Origin of the sequence: Lactovum miscens (assembly GCF_014202895.1) — a bacterium.
In the GTDB taxonomy this organism is placed as follows: Bacteria; Bacillota; Bacilli; order Lactobacillales; family Streptococcaceae; genus Lactovum; species Lactovum miscens.
Map to the genome: position 1 here is coordinate 1 of NZ_JACHHV010000032.1, position 16,415 is coordinate 16,415.

Genomic DNA, 16,415 nt, shown 5'->3' on the forward strand with positions numbered 1-16,415 from the left:
ACTCAATTTTAAAGGTTCTTTTTCTTTTTGTCCTTTTTCTGAAATCAAAAAGCGATCGCTCTTTTGAGCTACCGCCAATTATTTTACACTTATTGCAATGGCTGAAATGTAAGCGTTGAGCATATGTAGCTTCTAAAAGTTTCATTTTTCTTTTGAAAAAAAAAACTGGCTTAGCCAGATATTTTAAATATGTAAACGTCGACGAATTGATGTTCCTTGTGCACCAAGAATCTTTTCCAAAAGACCTAGCTTAGCTGATAAGAAGAGATATACATAAATACCGAGACCACCGGAGATTAATACGTTAATGAACGAAGTAATCATACCAGTTGATTTAAGAAACAAAGATAAAATCAAGTTCATAACAATTACCGAAATTCCCATAACTCCAGTAATCAAAAGAATTCCTAAAGTCTTATGCCAAACGTTCTTTGGATTGTACCCAGAAATTTGGCGGATCCTTCGTATAGAGACCAAGGTCCCAAGTAACAAAGCCAATGAACTTGAAACAAAAGGACCGTAAACATGAAAAAGATAGAGCGAAGGGACCTGAAGCAAAAGTTTTGCCACAAAAGAGATTAGAAAATACTTCATCGCTGATCTACTATTTTGCATCGCCTGCATATAAATCCAAATTAAGATCGGCAAAGTCAGGATGATACTTTGAAAGATGTAAAGTACAAACAAATTCAACTGCATTGAATCAGGTACTCCATAGAAAACTGTATAAAGAGGTTTAGCTAGAAGAGCCATTCCAATAACTGCTGGAATCATGAATGCCGCGAAAAGCTGGAAATTGTAAGCCACTAAACCTGCCATTTCCTTACGTTTACGTTTTGTATAAGCAGCAGTAATTAATGGTAACCCTACATCACCCAAAGTAAGTGCAATTGCTATGACAATCATCGTAATTTTGTCAACATTAGCCGCAAAATAAGCAAAGAAAACATTCAGTTGAGTTTGGGAATATGTCGTAAATTTCAACATTAAGTTGACGAAAGTCATTTGGTCAACCAATTTAAATAATTGAATTGCAGACCCAGTAACCAGAAAAGGGATTGAAGTGATCAATGTTTGTTTTAACAAGCGTCCAGTTGAGATTTTAGTTTTACCCGGAGTAAAGTCAAAAATTTTGAAAAGTCGCTTCTCTTTTACAAGATAATATACGAGAGCTATGAGACTCGCAATTACTCCGATGAATGCTGCTGTAGTGGATTGTGTTACTGCAGAAACCCAATCTTTATACCCTGAAGATACTTTCATAATCATAAAAACAGCTGTAAGCATCCAAATAATACGAACAATTTGTTCATAAATTTGGCTGACAGCAAAAGCCTTCATCTGATTTAGTCCTTGAAAATAGCCACGAATTGTCGCAACTACTGGGATGAAAAGAATGGACAGAGAAAGACTTCTCATGACTGGTATAAGGTTAGCCCCACCACCAGATGCATAGGACATGGCTGGTGAGAAAACATACATAACAATGGCAGCGACGACACCAATCAGAAGCATGAACAACAAAACTTGTCTTAAGAGACGGTTAGCAGTTTCTTCATCATCTAAAGCGTGGTATCGCGAGATTTCCTTTGATATAGCAGCAGGAATTCCAACAGTTGACAATAGAATAAAGAAAGCATAAATATTATAGCCCATCGAAAAAAGTGCATTAGCTTCTGCACTATGTGGCGCCATCCAAGCATACCAAGGAATAATATAGACAGCACCCAGTAGTCGTGATACAATATTTGCACCGCTTAACCAAGCGGTACCAGAAACCATCTTTTCTTGACTGTTATTTTCCATTCTCTTATTTTGCAACAAATTAGCCAGTATTGCAAGAAAAGTTGGACATTAAGTAATTTTTAAATCTTTATTCTAGGTTTGAAGACTTTCTCTTATTATATGCCCAGAGTCCTAAACCAGCTAGCGGACTGGTTCTAAGAGTAAATTCTCCCAAGAGACGTTGAACATCTGGATTAAAATTAGACTTAAATTTTGACAAGCCATCATCCAAACTACCTTGAACCCCTCCCATATTTGCCCAAACCGATCCATCTGCATAAGCCTCATTAAAAGTTAAGGTATAAAGAACGTACTGAGGATAGAACTTCTTAAATGTGTCATCCATGCCAGCATAAAGCATCTCAGTTGTATCGCCAAATTTTACAGATAAGATACCAGCGATGACTTTATCACCTTCAGTATCGCCAAACTCTTCAAGTTCCTTCAATGTTTTTTCAGTTGATTTTTTTTGATCATTCAGCCGAGTAAAACGTTTCTTCTGCTCTTCTGGGGTCTCAGCGATGTCCTTTTCAAGTTGTTTTAAATTTTCATTTAACTCAGCTTTTTTATCAGCAATATTAACCGTAGCCAAATGGAGGTACGCATCTTTACCATAGAGATCCATCAATTTTTTGAAATAATCAAAGTTACGTAATGCTACACCTTTACGATTTTCGGTGAGATTCACCACACGTGCAAAGTCTTCAAGTCCTTCTTCACCTACGCGAACAACTTTAACCCCACGGTTAATTGCATCCTTCATCAGACGACGTGTATGTTTTGGATAAATACTCTCAATATTCGCTTGAAGTCGTTCATTAGCCTGAATACGGGGTTGAATAGTTTTACCCATAATCAGGTTAAAGCCAAAATGTTGTGCACCAATTGACTTAATCGTCTCCAAATAGTCACCACCCTGTTCAGACTTTAAAGCTTGTTCATTAAATTTAGAGGTCTCATAAACTATCATCGGATCAAATTTCACAAATAAAGCTTTTTTCGTCTTAGCAAATTTTCGGAGCTCCGCAAAGAAAAAAACTAAAACTTTGTGATCACTGTAGTCCATAATTGGGCCACGAGGCATATAAAGCATACTAAAACCCACAGGAAGACTTTTAATTAGGACTAATGCTGAAGCTAAGATTTCATTTGTATCAGAAAGAACACTAATAATTTCAGACCCCCAATTATCTTTTACTTGTGCCCATTTCGATGATTGTAAGAGGTCACAATATGAGCTCTTTTTAACAAATTCATCATGTTGCACTGGGTTTGTTCCAATTTGAAATTTCATTTTTTTTCCTTAATTACAAATACATTTTGGGCTTGTAGATAACTCACTTACTTAGTTTCTACGTAAAATCTTTTTAGCTAAGGCAATCAGCCGATATTTACCTGGATAAGGGTAATAGGTGAATGAACCTACTTTTTGAACTGAGTATCCTTTAAAGTTCTGCTTAAACATCAAGACACCATCTGTGCCATCAAAATTACCAGTAATACCGTAAAAATTATAGAGTGGAATATCTTTTTCAATTGCCTCAGTCATAATTTTATATTGGATAGCATATGGCGCATAAAACATCTTAAATTCATCATAAGAACCTGAGAAAAGATAAACAATCTCATTTGAAGATTCTACAAATAGGCTTGCAGCCAAAATGATTGACTGATCGGCGTACCTTGCTAAGAAAGGTTGAATTTCTTTTAACCGCTTTTCTTGTGACCGGATCTGGCTCTGCCACTCATTACGTTGTTTCTCTTTTTTAACAGAGTCACTACTATCAATTAACCTCTGAAGCTTTTCAATTTGTGAATTCAGTGCATCAACATAGGTTTGAAAATTAATTTCTGCGACTAAAAATTGAGCCCTATCTCCAAAAATCTTATAGAAAGATTGGTAATAGGCTAAATCGTGATCTCTATAACCACGGCGGATACTTGTTGCTTCAGTTACTTTTTTAAATTCTGATAATTCTTCATAAGTTAGCTTTCTTACTTCAACACCAAATTGTTTAGTTTTCTTGAAGGAATATTGACCGTCTTTACTGAATGACTTTAACAACTCACTCTCTGAATGAAGTTTAGAGAGATCTTTCAGGTAATGCCATGTTGGCTCACCTTCATCATAACCTATCTCTGGATTTGTTTTGACAAATCCCAACCCTTTCATTTTATGTGAAATTCCGTAAGTTTCCAATTCTTTTTGGCTTCCATCATCGTAAACCTTTCTTTGATTGACAGCGGGAACGACTTTTAAAATAATCCCATTATGGTTTTTGGCAAAGGATTTTAAATATCCCATAAAGTCAAAGAAAAGTTCAGCCTCAAATTTACCAGAATAAAAAGTTGGTGCAAATTTTAATTCAAACTTTTTCCCTCCAGCAACTTGAGCAGCAGTCATCATAGCTAGCATTTTCACTTCAGAATCAACACGACCAATAAAATAATAAAGGTCGAGCTCACGTATTCGTAGCAAACTAGCCATTTCAACAGACTGGATAAAATCTACTTGTTTAATCTCTTGATTTAACTCCACGAAATCCTCGTATTTGATTTCTTGAAATTCAATATTTTCCATAAAAAAGATTATAGCAAAAAGCACGGGTAAATGAAAGCTACTCATCATTTTTTAAGTTATCACATAGATCCCCAGCAGGCTATATTGTGCTATAATTGACCCTATGTTACATACAATCTCAATCAACAAAATTGTAAAAATTTTGAAAGAAAAAGATTTGCTTGTTGAAAACCATGTTTCAAATTCTGAGCTTTCTTTTAATCAGGTTTCTTATGATTCTTCTAAAGTTTCAGGCCAAACCCTATTTTTCTGCAAGGGAGCTCATTTTAAAGTTGGCTACTTGAAACTTGCTCTTAAAAATGGAGCACTTGCCTATATATCCGAAAAAAAATATGACGTTGAAGCTGACTTTATTTTAGTCAAAGACATTCGCTTAACAATTTCAATTCTTGCTCCAATTTTCTTTGAAAATCCAGCTGATGCTTTCAACTTAATTGGAATTACAGGGACAAAGGGAAAAACAACTCTGGCTTATTTCATCAAAAATATTCTTGATGAAGCATCCAGAACCGAAACTGGCCTTGTAGGGACAGTTGAAACAATCACAGGTATTACCCATCAAAGTTCATTAAATACAACCCCTGAACCCTTTGATCTGCAGAACTTTCTAGATGAGGCACGTCAAGCTAAACTCCCATATTTCACCATGGAAGTCTCTTCTCAAGCTTTTAAATATGGGAGAGTGCTTGGTATGACATTTGATCATGGTATCTGGTTGAATATTGCTGAAGACCACATCAGTCCAGTTGAACATCCAGATTTTGAAGATTATATTTCTAGTAAACTCCATTTGATGACATCTTCTCGTGAGGTCTTAATTAATCGTGAGACTGACTACTTTGATCGGGTCTATCAAACGGCTCAAGGTTCTGCACTTTTACCAAAAATCTACACATATGCTTCTGAAAAATATGCTGATTCTGTTGACTTTTTTTATTCAAATGTACTTAGAAATGGCACAAAACTTAGTTTTACAGTATATGGAAAAAATGGTTATAAGGAAAATTTCCAAATTTCAACCCTTGGCCTTTTTAATGTTGAAAATGCAACTGCCGCAGTTGCCCAAGCTAAGATAATTGGAATTGATGATGAATCAATTCGTAAGGGATTGATTAAAACCGAAATTCCCGGACGTATGAATATATGGGAGAAAAATGGAGTTACAGTTGTGGTTGACTATGCCCATAATGCTCTAAGTTACCAAGCTCTCTATGAATCTCTCAAGCAGTATTATCCCGAAAATAAAATTATCTCTGTCGGTGGTCAAGTAGGTAATAAGGCCCTCCAACGTCGTAAAGAATTTGGAGAGGTAGTTGGAAGGTTCTCAGATTCTATAATTATCACTGCAGATGATCCTCAATATGAAGAAATAAGAAAAATTTCTGAAGAAATGGCAAGTTATCTGCCAGTTGATTCGAATTATGAAATTATTGAAGATAGAGTAGAAGCAATAAGTAAAGCCATAAACAATGCTGAAACAGGGGATGTCGTTGTTCTTCTCTCAAAGGGAACGGATAATACTCAAAAAGTTAATGGTCGACTTGAACCTTATATATCTGACACAAAACTAGCGAAACAATTGTTAGGCATATTTAAAAATTAAAGCGTCTCAAATTGCGCTTTTTTATTATAAAAAGGCCTCGACACAGAAATGTAATATTTTGTTAGCAATTTGTAAATTATTTAACGAAGCCTGAAAAGTTCATATTTCTCAATGTAATATTTTTGTAACAATGCTAGAATCGTGCACTATTTCAATCAAGTAAACGTTTTCTGATTTGTTTTAGACAAACTTTTCTGTTATGATTCTCGTCATGAATAAAAAACAGCTTATCACTGGATTATTACTCACTGGCCTATTTGCTTCAACTGCTACACTCACTACAAACGCAAATGCCAATACTCTGTCACCCAAGAATTATAGTAATAACCAAATGTTAGCACCAGTAAGTATTTTGAGATCTAACCTTCGAAGCTACGATTTACATTTACATTCGAAACCTACAGATAAGGAAATAAAAGCAGCTCAAGAAGCCGCTGAAAATCTTGAAAACAACTTACTGGCACTTAAAAAGGCTCAGGCTGAAATTAAAGCAGAAAATGTTGCAGAATCAGCACATAGTGCAGCGATCAATGCTCAGGAAACAATTATAGACAATGCTATGAATGGGGTTATTACTCAAGGTTATAACTTTTTTCAGACTCGCGACTATGCAAATGATACCTATCCTTATGGCTCATGTACTTGGGGAGCTAAGGCTGTTGCTCCATGGGTTGGAAATAATTGGGGAAATGCTGGAGACTGGGCAACATCAGCTTCCTCCGCAGGATTTAAGACTGGATCAACTCCAATGGTAGGGTCCGTCGCTTCATGGTCTGGCGGACATGTCGCTGTCGTTATTGGTGTCCAAGCTGATGGTTCTATTCAAGTTCTTGAATCAAATTACGCTGGAAACTCAGCTATCGCTATTTATCGAAGTTACTTCAATCCGACAATTGTTCAAGGTAAGGTTACTTACATCTACCCACCTGTTGATTATAATATTTAGGCAAATTGCAAATTTAATTTAGCCACCCCGATACATCTGAAGTGGTGTCTGATACTTGAACATTTTTCTTGGATAACGATTCATCCAAATCTCAATTTTAGCAACAGCCTGAGCTGTTGTTTGTTTTGTTCCTTTGGGTAAGAAACGTCTTATCATGCGGTTATGATTCTCATTGCTTCCACGCTCAAAGCTCGCATAGGCATGACAGTAGTACACCGGACAAGTCACTGCTTCATGTAAACGGGCGAATTCACGGCCATTATCTGAAGTAAGGGATTTGAACTGAACCTTCTCTTGAAGTGCTAAGAGTGCCGTATTGACAGATTGGGCAGACTTATCTGGAATCAGACGAATGATTTCGAAGCGTGTTTGGCGCTCTGTGAGTGTCAAAAGGCAGTCATTTTTTTCTTTGGTCAACAGCACCGTATCGATTTCCCAATGGCCGAATGCTTCACGATGGTTAATTTCCTCTGGACGTTGGTCAATGGACAAGCCATACGGACGCTTGGGGTGAGTTTTTCGGAGCTTCTTAGCCTTCTTATAATGCGGATAAAGTAAATTATGATATTTTACATCAAGCCAGCCTTTGTCCACCCAGTGGTAGAGGGTGCGAAGACAAATACCTGTCAGTTCTTGGAGAATGACTTCCAATGATTTTTTATCTCTGACACCCGCACTAATCGTTTCATTGAGGGCCGATGTAAGCTTAGAATGACGACCACAGTGGCTTTTATTGGCGCTGTGGTATTCTTGTGCATGAAGTGCAGAATACTTTGTCTTTATTTTTAAGTGCACTTCCCCTTGACGAAGTTCATTGTTTATTGTTTGGGGCGCTTTATTCAAGAGCTGAGCGATCCGACGGTTACTTAGCTTCTCCTTGTTGTGCCAACGTTCAATCAACTGACGTTCTGCATAAGTAATTTCCTTACCTTTTGTGTTAGAATAATCTTGCATCTGAATCCTTTTCTACTTTTTGTTCTTTCAAACTCAAGTATAAGAGATTCAGGTGTTTTTTACTTTCCTCAGGTGGCTAAACTAATTTTACAATTTGCCATTATAATATTTAAAAAACAATTTTAAAAGCACTTCATTTTTTTCAAATGAAGTGCTTTTTTTAAAAACCTTATAAAATTTTTTCATTTATTCTATAAGTAAACAATGACTAGGCATGAAACCGAAGATCAGAACCGATAGATAGATGAAATACTGTCCCATGAAAAGGGTGAAATTTATCCAGATTATATTATTCCTGAAATTATATATTGCAAGGATAATCAAAACCAGAATAATAAAGAGAATAAAAGATCTCCATCCAAAACTAAACCCAATATCGTTCATTCTTCGAAGGACGGTTGTAATAGTCGGAATAATAAAAGTCAAAGAACAGATTATTAGAAAGTAATAAAAAGGATTAAAGAGGTCATTATCAGAAATGATGAAACCACTAGCTAGAATTACTTCAACTAGAGAATACAAAAGATAAATAGGAATCATGATAATTGACAAAAAGATAGCAACAAACCAAAAACCTGTTCGAGTCGTCCGACCTGAAAGGTTGAAGTAACCGACGATAAAATCCCTAATGGCTTGTCCGAACCCAACCTTTCCAGAAACTTGGTTAATTTCTACCATTATTGATGGTCTCCTTGAAAAGGATCATTTTTAATACTCGGGCGGAAACACAGGAAGAGCAATAACAGCTGGTAGAAGATAAGGAAACCTGAAATAGCATTCAATCCCGGAACATTCATGAATTGAGCAAAAGCATTAGCAATATAAATAGCCGGAAGAGGATAAGCTAAGCCAGCTGGAAGGCCTGCATCTCTTAAACGACGCGCTGTCAATGTAGTGATTGGAAGCATAACTACTAAATTGAAAATCGTATAAATAATGCTGATTGTCAACATAGCAGTATCTGGGTGATCTATTGCCTGATTTGCAACTTCTAAAAGTTGAGTTTCTGTAAAACCAGGACTGATCTTTCCCCAGAAAAAATTCAGTATAATTATTAATTCGATAAATAAAATTATCGCACGAAAAATTTCATTGACTAAAAAGGTCCACCAATAATCGGATCTTGAAGAAATTCCTTCGGATTTTAAGGCATTTTGCCAAAATTTTATATATGCTTTGATCATAATCTTATTTTTCATTTCTAAAGTGATTTTTACTGTTTTCTCAACAACTTTTTAGCTTGAGCAATAGCTTCAGGAGTCAAGTCATCACCTGCCAGCATTTTAGCAATCTCTTCAACTCTTTCTGTTTCTGACAATTTGCGTACAGTTGAAGTTGTTACATCATCGTTTGAAGATTTTTCGATATAAAACTGAGTATCTGCAATTGCCACTACTTGCGGAAGGTGACTGATAGCTAACACCTGTCCTGATTGAGAAATTTTATAAATCTTTTGGGCAATGGCTTGTGCTACACGACCAGAAACACCGGTATCAACTTCATCAAAAACTATTGCTGTCTTATTTTCGTGACGTGAAAAACTAGCTTTAATTGCCAACATCAAACGGGATAATTCACCTCCAGAAACAGTTTTTGCTAATGGTTTAAATGGTTCACCTGGGTTAGTCTGGATGTAAAATTCTACTGCTTCATTTCCACGAACTGAGTACTTTCCCTTTTCAAAGTTGACTTTAAAATCCGCTTTTTCCATATATAGCTCTGAGAGTTCCCGTTTGATATCTTTTTCAAGAATGTCAGCTAATTTATGTCGTTCTACATTCAAAATATTTACCGCATCTAAGAGTCTTTCTTGACAATGAAGGACTGATTTCTCAAGGCTGTCAATATTAGACTCCTCCCCAGTTAAGCTTTCAAGTTCAAGCTGCGAATTTTTAAGAAAATTCAGAACATCTAACAAATCTGGCCCATATTTACGTTTCAATGCAGTTAAGATAAAAATTCTTTCTTCCAATTGAGTTAACTCTGAAGGGTTGAATTCTAAATCAGATAAGATTTTCTCAAGTCTTGCTGCCACTTCTTCTAGCACATAATAAGATTCTGAAGCCTTATCGCATAATTCTTGATAATCAGGATCAAATTCTGAAACTGATTCAAGGCGACTTACTGCTGACTGGACAAGGTTCAAACCAGAAGCTCCTTCTTCACCATTTTCATCATCAAGCGCCAGTAAAGCGGCTCTGAGGCTATCCGCTATAATTTTAATATTAATTAACTTTTCACGTTTTTCTTGTAGATTCTCATCTTGATCAAGTTCTATTGATGCAGCTTCAATTTCATCAGTTTGAAATTGAAGCACTTCGATACGTTCAGCAAATTTTTTTTCATTCTCTTGACGTTCTGTCAATTCCTTACGAATTTTGCGATATTCATCAAAAACTTTTTGATAGTGTAATTTAGTAACAATAAAGTCCTTATCACCAAACTCATCTAGCATGTCTATATGATGCTTAGAATTCATTAATTCCTGATTATCATGCTGACCATGAATATCAATCAAATACTCAGAAATTTCTTTAAGATTTCCTAGGTTAACCAACTGTCCATTGATCCGGCAAACTGAACGTCCTTCCGCAAAGATCTCGCGACGTAGAATTAATTCACTACTTGAATCAAAATCAAGACCTAAAGAGTTTAATTTATCAGTTAGAGCAGGATTTTCACCCATATTAAACAAGGCCTCAATTTCAGCTTTATCTTCACCATGGCGAACAAAAGAGATTGACGAACGTTCACCTAACAGTAAATTCATGGCATCAATGATTATAGATTTTCCTGCACCTGTTTCACCTGTCAAAATGGTCATGCCATTGCTAAAGCTAAGGGAAACCTCTTCAATAATTGCAAAGTTTTTTATCGAAAGCTCTTGAAGCATTATTTATTTACTAACTCCTTATATACTAACTGGGCTGATACTTCTGATTTTCCAACGATAAGCACTGTCTTGTCATCAACGAGTAGAGCAAATATCCAAGAAGCAAATCTAGTCTGCAGCACATTCTTTACACGCATAGAACTTCCTGGTCTGACATCAATTCTAATCAAATTATCTTGAATTTCAACTTGCTGTATGAATTGATTTACTTGATTTGAAGACAAAAAAGGACTCTCATCAGGAATTATATATTTATAAGTTCCCTGACTTGTCTGTACCTTACTAAAGCCAAGATTTTTGATGTCTCGAGAAATCGTAGCCTGAGTCACTTCAAAGCCACGTTCTTTAAACAATTGAACAATGTCTTCTTGACGATCAATTTCTTTGTTTGCAATTAAGCTTTTAAGGAGTTCAATTCTTTCTTGTTTATTCAATTCAATTGCTCCTTTTCATTTTGCAATATTGCTTCTACATTTATTTTCATTGATGGAATTTCATCTTTAGCCAAGTGAACCAAAAACTCAACATTCCCCGCTCCACCTTTGATTGGAGAAAAGGTTAAATTTTTGATAGAAAACCCTACTTTTTCAGCCATAGACAAAACTTTTTCTATCACTTGCTTGTGAACAACTGGATCCTTAATAATACCATTTTTTCCAACTTGTTCACGACCCGCCTCAAATTGAGGTTTGATCAGAGCAGCAACTTCCCCTCCTGATTTCAAAATCAAGAATAAAGGTGGCAGTATCAAACTTAGTGAGATAAAACTCACATCTATTGAAGCAAATTCTGGTTGACCATAGCTAAAATCCGACAAAAGTGCATTACGGAAATTGAATTGTTCCATAACTGTAACTCTATCATCATTACGGATTTTCCATGCTAATTGGTTTGTTCCAACATCTAATGCATAAACATGTTTAGCACCTGATTGAAGCATAACATCTGAAAAACCACCAGTCGAGGCTCCAATATCCAAGCAATTCAAACCTTTCACACAGATATTAAATTCACTCAGAGCCTTTTCAAGCTTGAGCCCTCCGCGGGAAACGTACTTGAGTTTCTCTCCTTTAAGCCTAAGGTCAATATTTTGATCAATCTTCTCACCTGGCTTATCAAATCGATTACCTGATTTAGCATCAACCACTATCCCCGACATAATTCCACGTTTTGCTTGCTCTCTGCTTTCAAAGAGGCCCTGATTTGTTGCTAAAACATCTACACGTTCTTTCATAATTCAAGTTGCTCCACGATTTTTAAAACTTCTGTAGGGTTAAAAGACTTAAGTGAAGAAAGGCCAACTTTAACTTCTTCCAAATTTTTTTGTAATTCTTGTCTAGCTTCTTCCAGACCTAATAAACTTACATATGTCAATTTTTCTTCTAAAATATCTTTGCCTGGGGTTTTACCAATGCTTTCAAAATCCGCAGTTACGTCCAAAATATCATCACGAATTTGGAAAGCGAGACCTAATGTCACACCAATCTTTCGAAGTTTATCAACTTCTTTACCAGCAATGATTCCCGCAGCAACAAATGGGAAGGTCAGCATGCGACCAGTTTTTAATTGATGCAATTTCTTCAGAAAATCAAGAGGCACCTTTTTCCCCTCTGAATCCATGTCAATCACTTGTCCTGCCACCATACCCAATGAACCTGAAGAAGCTGACAATTCACGAATCAGATTGACAATCATTACTGACGGAAATCCGGATGTTGCAATAAAATAATAAGGATCAAGAAAAAGAGCATCTCCTGACAATACTGCAAGAGCCTCACCATAAACTTTATGATTCGTTAATTTTCCACGACGATAATCATCATTGTCCATGGCTGGTAGATCGTCATGAATCAAAGAGCCCGTGTGAATCCACTCAATAGCTGCGGCAACATTATAATGTGCTAACTTCAGTTCTAGACCAAACCCTTCAAGAATAGCTAAAAACAAAATCGGACGAATTCTCTTCCCGCCCGCTTTCAAAGAATATTCAACAGATTCTGCCAAATGTTTTACTGTCACTTCGTTTTTGTAGAAACCTACAATACTATCTTCTAATTTCTCATACTCTATCATTGTCTATAATTATAACAAAAACTGTAACTTTTTTCGTCTGATTATAACCGTAAACTCAGAAAAGACCTGACTCAAGCTAGCCAAGTTTTTATGATATTTTTAGACAATCGTTTCATATTTTCTAAAGTTCTCACTTTCTCAATTGCTTTTTCTAAACTTATTGGTCGAGTCTGGATGGAGTAGGCACCAACCAAGTGATCTTCTATTTTACCCAAATCATCAGAAATAGCACCACAAAGAGCAATTACAGGAACTTGATACTTTTCTGCCAACAGAACCATGCCCCATGGTACTTTTCCATTGATTGTTTGCTTATCCATACGACCTTCACCAGTTATTACTAGATCAGTATTTGTAAGTTCTTCTTCAATTTTTAGAAATTCCACAATTCTAGGAAAGCCTGCTTCAATTCTCCCGCCTAAAATCACAATTGCAGCACCAAGTCCGCCTGCAGCTCCTGTACCTGGGATTGATTGAAGATCAATATTGAGCTTTTCTTTAACTTTACGAACGATTTTTTCGGCTTGAGCATCTTGTTTATTCAGTATTTCTTCAGTTGCACCTTTTTGCGTGCCAAAAAACTGAGCATAGCCTTCGGGACCAGAATACGGATTATTTACGTCAGCAAGACCTATTAATTTTGGAAATTTTGAATTAAAGCTAAAATTATTTAATGAGACGCCTAAGCCCTCAAGTAGACCCAAACCACCATCTGAAGTTCCTGAACCTCCAAGTGTCAGATAAATTTTTTTCGCTCCGCAGATGGTTGCATCAATAATAAGTGCTGCCAAACCAATAGTCGTGGCTTTCTCAATTGTCTCTGGAGTTGGAGAAATCTTATCAATCCCTATGACAGAAGCCGTCTCAATGAAAGCCTTGTCTCCAGCCAAAAAATATTCAGCTATTATGGGACGTCTCAATAAATCAATTGTTTTAACTTTAATCATTTTCCCTTGAAGTACTTGCTTTAGGGCAGAGACCGTCCCCTCACCGCCATCAGCAATTTCAAAAACCTTAACTTGAGCATCAGGTTGAACTTCAAGAATTCCCGCTTTGGCTGCTTGGCCAAGTTCAATGCTAGTTGCAGAACCTTTGAATGAATCAATTGCAATAACAATTTTCATCTTTTTGCTTTCTTCGTTATAGCATTATTTAAGAACCAATGATTTCTCTATGAAGCTTGCCAAATGCTTGCATTTCTTCTTGTGAAGACCAAACCACCATATTTTGTTGACCAAGGAATGTATCAACTTCAGCGATAAAGTCTCTGTCAGGTTTATCTGCAAATGCCACAAAAATGGGTGCATCTGCTTCTGAATTACGCCCTAACTCATAAACTTCAAAGTTGGCATTTAAACCGGATTCATCTATTGAGAAGTGAGCACTCGGTTTTCCAGTATAGAGCATGCGATTAGTCTGGTCAATAATAACCTGTCGCTGTTCTTCTGGAATACTCATTGCCATATTTTGCATTTTAACAAGCTGTTCAGAGCTAAAGTTCTCCATTGCAAATTTTTGAATTGCTGCAGCTTGCTCATAGGCTGACAAAGTTGGGAGCAGAGTCATTAGCTCTTGAAATTTTATTTGCATAGCAGGGTCTGCCATGCTTTCCATGAACTCTGGATCTATGTTACTTATATCAAATGGAAACATATTATCACCTCAATTTAAAATATGACTAATAATACCACACCTAATTTGAGAAAAAGTACGACAAAAGTATGAAAGTCGTGAAATTTTCTTTTGTAAAAGATCTTCTAATAGAAAAAATTATTTAAACTTATTCAGCAGAAAAATTAGTCTCCTCACCGTTTTTTCCAACAGCCTTGACGAGTACTTGCTCAGCTTCGTCTAAAGTCTTCTTAAGGCTCTCAGATAACTTCATTCCATTTTGAAACTCGGCAATGGCATCTTCGAGTGCAACATCACCATTTTCAAGCTTGTGAACAATTTCTTCAAGCTGAGTTAGTTGTTCTTCAAATTTTGCTTCTTCTTTTTTATTTGACATTAGTTTTAATCACTCCATCTTCTAGTTCAATACTAAGGCTATCACCACTTTTTACTTGTTTAATTGACTTGACAATCTGATCATCTTCTCGGCGGACAATTGCAAACCCTCTCGCTTTTATCTGTTTCACATCAAGCAACAAAAGGCCTTGATTTGCCCGATCAACTCGATTTTTATTGAAATCTAGTAACTTTTGAAAATCTGGAATTAGATTCCGAGATAGTATCTCATAGCGATGTTGTTTTTCTAATATTTTTCGCTCTGTAAGATTTATCAGACGTCGGGTCATTTCATCAAGATTTCTCTTGTGTCCATCATAGAGACGATCAGGTTGGCGAAAGACCACCGAATTACTTAACTTTTCTAACTTTTCTCGTCTTTGTCTGATAGTGCGAGATAAAGAATGGTAGATCCTATTTTGCTGTTCTGTCGTCCATCCTAAAAGATCTAGTTTGGTATTTGGTGTCGCGAGTTCAGCAGCAGCCGTCGGAGTCGCTGCACGACGGTCTGACACAAAGTCTGACAAAGTTACATCAGTTTCATGCCCAACAGACGAAATAATTGGTAACTGGGATTCAAAAATTGCTCGAACAACAATTTCTTCATTGAAGCACCATAGGTCTTCGATAGAACCACCGCCACGCCCTATAATCAATAAGTCCAGATCATTACGCTCGTTTGCTTTACGAATGTTAGTAGCGATTTCTTCAGCCGCACCATCTCCCTGAACTTTCGTTGGGAAAAGAAGAATCTCAGTCATTGGGAAACGACGATTGATCGTTGTAATGATGTCCCGAATAACTGCACCTGATGGTGAAGTTACTACCCCAACCTTACGAGAAAAAATAGGAAGTGCCTTCTTATAACGCTCCTCAAAAAGTCCTTCATCAGACAATTTTTTCTTTAGTTGCTCAAATTGAACAGCCAAAACACCAATTCCATCAGGAGTCATAGTTTCAATATTGATCGAGTAGGAACCATTTCTCTCATATAGACTTATACGTCCAACGACTAGAACTTTCATGCCATCTTCAAGTTTAAAATCCAATTTATGATATTGGCCAGCCCACATCGTCGCCTGTATCACTGCGCCTTCATCTTTAAGAGCAAAGTATTGATGACTTGGTCTTTGACGGAAATTTGATACTTCTCCTGTCAGATAAACCCTTTCAAGATAGGGATCCTTATCAAACTTTGCCTTAAGATATTTTGTCAAAGTCGAAACTGATAAATATTCTGTCATTTTTCAAGATCTTTCTAAAACTGAATAAAAATAAATTTAAAAATTCATTTTAGACTTTAGACAATATTTTACCATTTTTTGTCATAAGCCGAAATGAATTTTAAGCTTACATAATCACTTTTTCCTATTTTCCGAAATAAACAAGGATAACCAGACAATGGTCATAACAAAGAAAATAAGACCAAGATACCAGTAATTATTTGAAAAAATTTCCAGAAAACCTAATATAAAAAAAATGGCAAATTGTAAAATTAGTTTAGCCACCTGAAGCAAGAAAAAAACACCTGAATTTCTTATACTTGAATTTGAAAGAAGACAAGTAGAAAAGG

The 16,415-nt window shown here is 36.3% G+C and carries 17 protein-coding genes; 2 read left to right on the top strand and 15 right to left on the bottom strand.

Going from position 1 to position 16,415, the window contains the following annotated elements:
* Nucleotides 1–183 precede the first annotated feature (183 nt).
* The 3 genes from HNQ37_RS07270 to HNQ37_RS07280 form a co-directional block, all read right to left on the bottom strand.
* Complete coding sequence (locus HNQ37_RS07270; RefSeq protein ID WP_183540792.1) at nt 184–1,806, bottom strand: putative polysaccharide biosynthesis protein; 1,623 nt, start codon at nt 1,804–1,806, stop codon at nt 184–186.
* Nucleotides 1,807–1,873: 67 nt separating this feature from the next.
* Entirely contained in the window at nt 1,874–3,079 is a 1,206-nt protein-coding gene (locus HNQ37_RS07275) for a peptidoglycan bridge formation glycyltransferase FemA/FemB family protein (RefSeq protein ID WP_183540794.1), read from the bottom strand.
* A 51-nt stretch (nt 3,080–3,130) separates the two neighbouring features.
* Nucleotides 3,131–4,366 (bottom strand): peptidoglycan bridge formation glycyltransferase FemA/FemB family protein, encoded by a 1,236-nt coding sequence (locus HNQ37_RS07280; protein ID WP_183540796.1) that lies wholly within the window; start codon nt 4,364–4,366, stop codon nt 3,131–3,133.
* Between the two features lie 103 nt (nt 4,367–4,469).
* Here HNQ37_RS07280 and HNQ37_RS07285 point away from each other — a divergent pair, with 103 nt between their 5' ends.
* Nucleotides 4,470–5,969 carry a Mur ligase family protein gene (locus HNQ37_RS07285; RefSeq protein WP_183540798.1) on the top strand — a complete coding sequence of 500 codons (1,500 nt, stop codon included), beginning with the start codon at nt 4,470–4,472 and terminating at the stop codon, nt 5,967–5,969.
* A gap of 211 nt (nt 5,970–6,180) precedes the next feature.
* On the top strand, nt 6,181–6,915 hold the full coding sequence (locus HNQ37_RS07290) for a CHAP domain-containing protein (protein ID WP_246415629.1): 735 nt from the start codon (nt 6,181–6,183) through the stop codon (nt 6,913–6,915).
* An 18-nt stretch (nt 6,916–6,933) separates the two neighbouring features.
* Here the strand turns inward: HNQ37_RS07290 and HNQ37_RS07295 are convergent, their stop codons facing one another.
* From HNQ37_RS07295 to HNQ37_RS08420, 12 genes are all read right to left on the bottom strand, one after another.
* Nucleotides 6,934–7,869 (bottom strand): IS30 family transposase, encoded by a 936-nt coding sequence (locus HNQ37_RS07295; RefSeq protein WP_183540802.1) that lies wholly within the window; start codon nt 7,867–7,869, stop codon nt 6,934–6,936.
* Between the two features lie 186 nt (nt 7,870–8,055).
* Nucleotides 8,056–8,547: a DUF805 domain-containing protein gene (locus HNQ37_RS07300; RefSeq protein WP_183540804.1), complete on the bottom strand. Its 492-nt coding sequence runs from the start codon at nt 8,545–8,547 to the stop codon at nt 8,056–8,058.
* Nucleotides 8,547–9,053 (bottom strand): DUF805 domain-containing protein, encoded by a 507-nt coding sequence (locus HNQ37_RS07305; protein WP_183540806.1) that lies wholly within the window; start codon nt 9,051–9,053, stop codon nt 8,547–8,549. Before HNQ37_RS07305 ends, HNQ37_RS07300 begins: the two co-directional genes overlap by 1 nt.
* A gap of 29 nt (nt 9,054–9,082) precedes the next feature.
* Entirely contained in the window at nt 9,083–10,762 is a 1,680-nt protein-coding gene (recN, locus tag HNQ37_RS07310; RefSeq protein WP_183540808.1) for a DNA repair protein RecN, read from the bottom strand.
* Nucleotides 10,762–11,196: an arginine repressor gene (locus HNQ37_RS07315; protein ID WP_183540809.1), complete on the bottom strand. Its 435-nt coding sequence runs from the start codon at nt 11,194–11,196 to the stop codon at nt 10,762–10,764. The genes recN and HNQ37_RS07315 overlap by 1 nt, the downstream gene beginning before the upstream one ends.
* A complete protein-coding gene (locus tag HNQ37_RS07320) occupies nt 11,193–11,996 on the bottom strand; it encodes a TlyA family RNA methyltransferase (protein WP_183540811.1) in 804 nt (267 codons plus the stop codon). The genes HNQ37_RS07315 and HNQ37_RS07320 overlap by 4 nt, the downstream gene beginning before the upstream one ends.
* Nucleotides 11,993–12,835 carry a polyprenyl synthetase family protein gene (locus tag HNQ37_RS07325; protein WP_183540813.1) on the bottom strand — a complete coding sequence of 281 codons (843 nt, stop codon included), beginning with the start codon at nt 12,833–12,835 and terminating at the stop codon, nt 11,993–11,995. The genes HNQ37_RS07320 and HNQ37_RS07325 overlap by 4 nt, the downstream gene beginning before the upstream one ends.
* A gap of 71 nt (nt 12,836–12,906) precedes the next feature.
* Nucleotides 12,907–13,959: a glycerate kinase family protein gene (locus HNQ37_RS07330; RefSeq protein WP_183540815.1), complete on the bottom strand. Its 1,053-nt coding sequence runs from the start codon at nt 13,957–13,959 to the stop codon at nt 12,907–12,909.
* Nucleotides 13,960–13,987: 28 nt separating this feature from the next.
* Nucleotides 13,988–14,488, bottom strand: coding sequence for a hypothetical protein (locus tag HNQ37_RS07335; protein WP_183540817.1), 501 nt, complete (start codon nt 14,486–14,488; stop codon nt 13,988–13,990).
* A gap of 127 nt (nt 14,489–14,615) precedes the next feature.
* Nucleotides 14,616–14,843 (bottom strand): exodeoxyribonuclease VII small subunit, encoded by a 228-nt coding sequence (locus tag HNQ37_RS07340; protein WP_183540819.1) that lies wholly within the window; start codon nt 14,841–14,843, stop codon nt 14,616–14,618.
* Nucleotides 14,833–16,086 (bottom strand): exodeoxyribonuclease VII large subunit, encoded by a 1,254-nt coding sequence (gene xseA / locus HNQ37_RS07345; protein ID WP_183540821.1) that lies wholly within the window; start codon nt 16,084–16,086, stop codon nt 14,833–14,835. Before xseA ends, HNQ37_RS07340 begins: the two co-directional genes overlap by 11 nt.
* 114 nt (nt 16,087–16,200) lie before the next feature.
* On the bottom strand, nt 16,201–16,415 hold a 215-nt coding region (locus tag HNQ37_RS08420), incomplete at its 5' end, for a hypothetical protein (protein WP_221289120.1).

Coding starts and splice junctions, on each gene's coding strand:
- HNQ37_RS07275 (WP_183540794.1), bottom strand. CDS start 3,079: ATGAAATTTCAAATTGGAACAAACCCAGTGCAACATGATGAATTTGTT.
- HNQ37_RS07325 (WP_183540813.1), bottom strand. CDS start 12,835: ATGATAGAGTATGAGAAATTAGAAGATAGTATTGTAGGTTTCTACAAA.
- HNQ37_RS07340 (WP_183540819.1), bottom strand. CDS start 14,843: ATGTCAAATAAAAAAGAAGAAGCAAAATTTGAAGAACAACTAACTCAG.
- HNQ37_RS07305 (WP_183540806.1), bottom strand. CDS start 9,053: ATGATCAAAGCATATATAAAATTTTGGCAAAATGCCTTAAAATCCGAA.
- HNQ37_RS07280 (WP_183540796.1), bottom strand. CDS start 4,366: ATGGAAAATATTGAATTTCAAGAAATCAAATACGAGGATTTCGTGGAG.
- HNQ37_RS07320 (WP_183540811.1), bottom strand. CDS start 11,996: ATGAAAGAACGTGTAGATGTTTTAGCAACAAATCAGGGCCTCTTTGAA.
- recN (WP_183540808.1), bottom strand. CDS start 10,762: ATGCTTCAAGAGCTTTCGATAAAAAACTTTGCAATTATTGAAGAGGTT.
- HNQ37_RS07335 (WP_183540817.1), bottom strand. CDS start 14,488: ATGTTTCCATTTGATATAAGTAACATAGATCCAGAGTTCATGGAAAGC.
- xseA (WP_183540821.1), bottom strand. CDS start 16,086: ATGACAGAATATTTATCAGTTTCGACTTTGACAAAATATCTTAAGGCA.
- HNQ37_RS07295 (WP_183540802.1), bottom strand. CDS start 7,869: ATGCAAGATTATTCTAACACAAAAGGTAAGGAAATTACTTATGCAGAA.
- HNQ37_RS07270 (WP_183540792.1), bottom strand. CDS start 1,806: ATGGAAAATAACAGTCAAGAAAAGATGGTTTCTGGTACCGCTTGGTTA.
- HNQ37_RS07300 (WP_183540804.1), bottom strand. CDS start 8,547: ATGGTAGAAATTAACCAAGTTTCTGGAAAGGTTGGGTTCGGACAAGCC.
- HNQ37_RS07330 (WP_183540815.1), bottom strand. CDS start 13,959: ATGAAAATTGTTATTGCAATTGATTCATTCAAAGGTTCTGCAACTAGC.
- HNQ37_RS07290 (WP_246415629.1), top strand. CDS start 6,181: ATGAATAAAAAACAGCTTATCACTGGATTATTACTCACTGGCCTATTT.
- HNQ37_RS07285 (WP_183540798.1), top strand. CDS start 4,470: ATGTTACATACAATCTCAATCAACAAAATTGTAAAAATTTTGAAAGAA.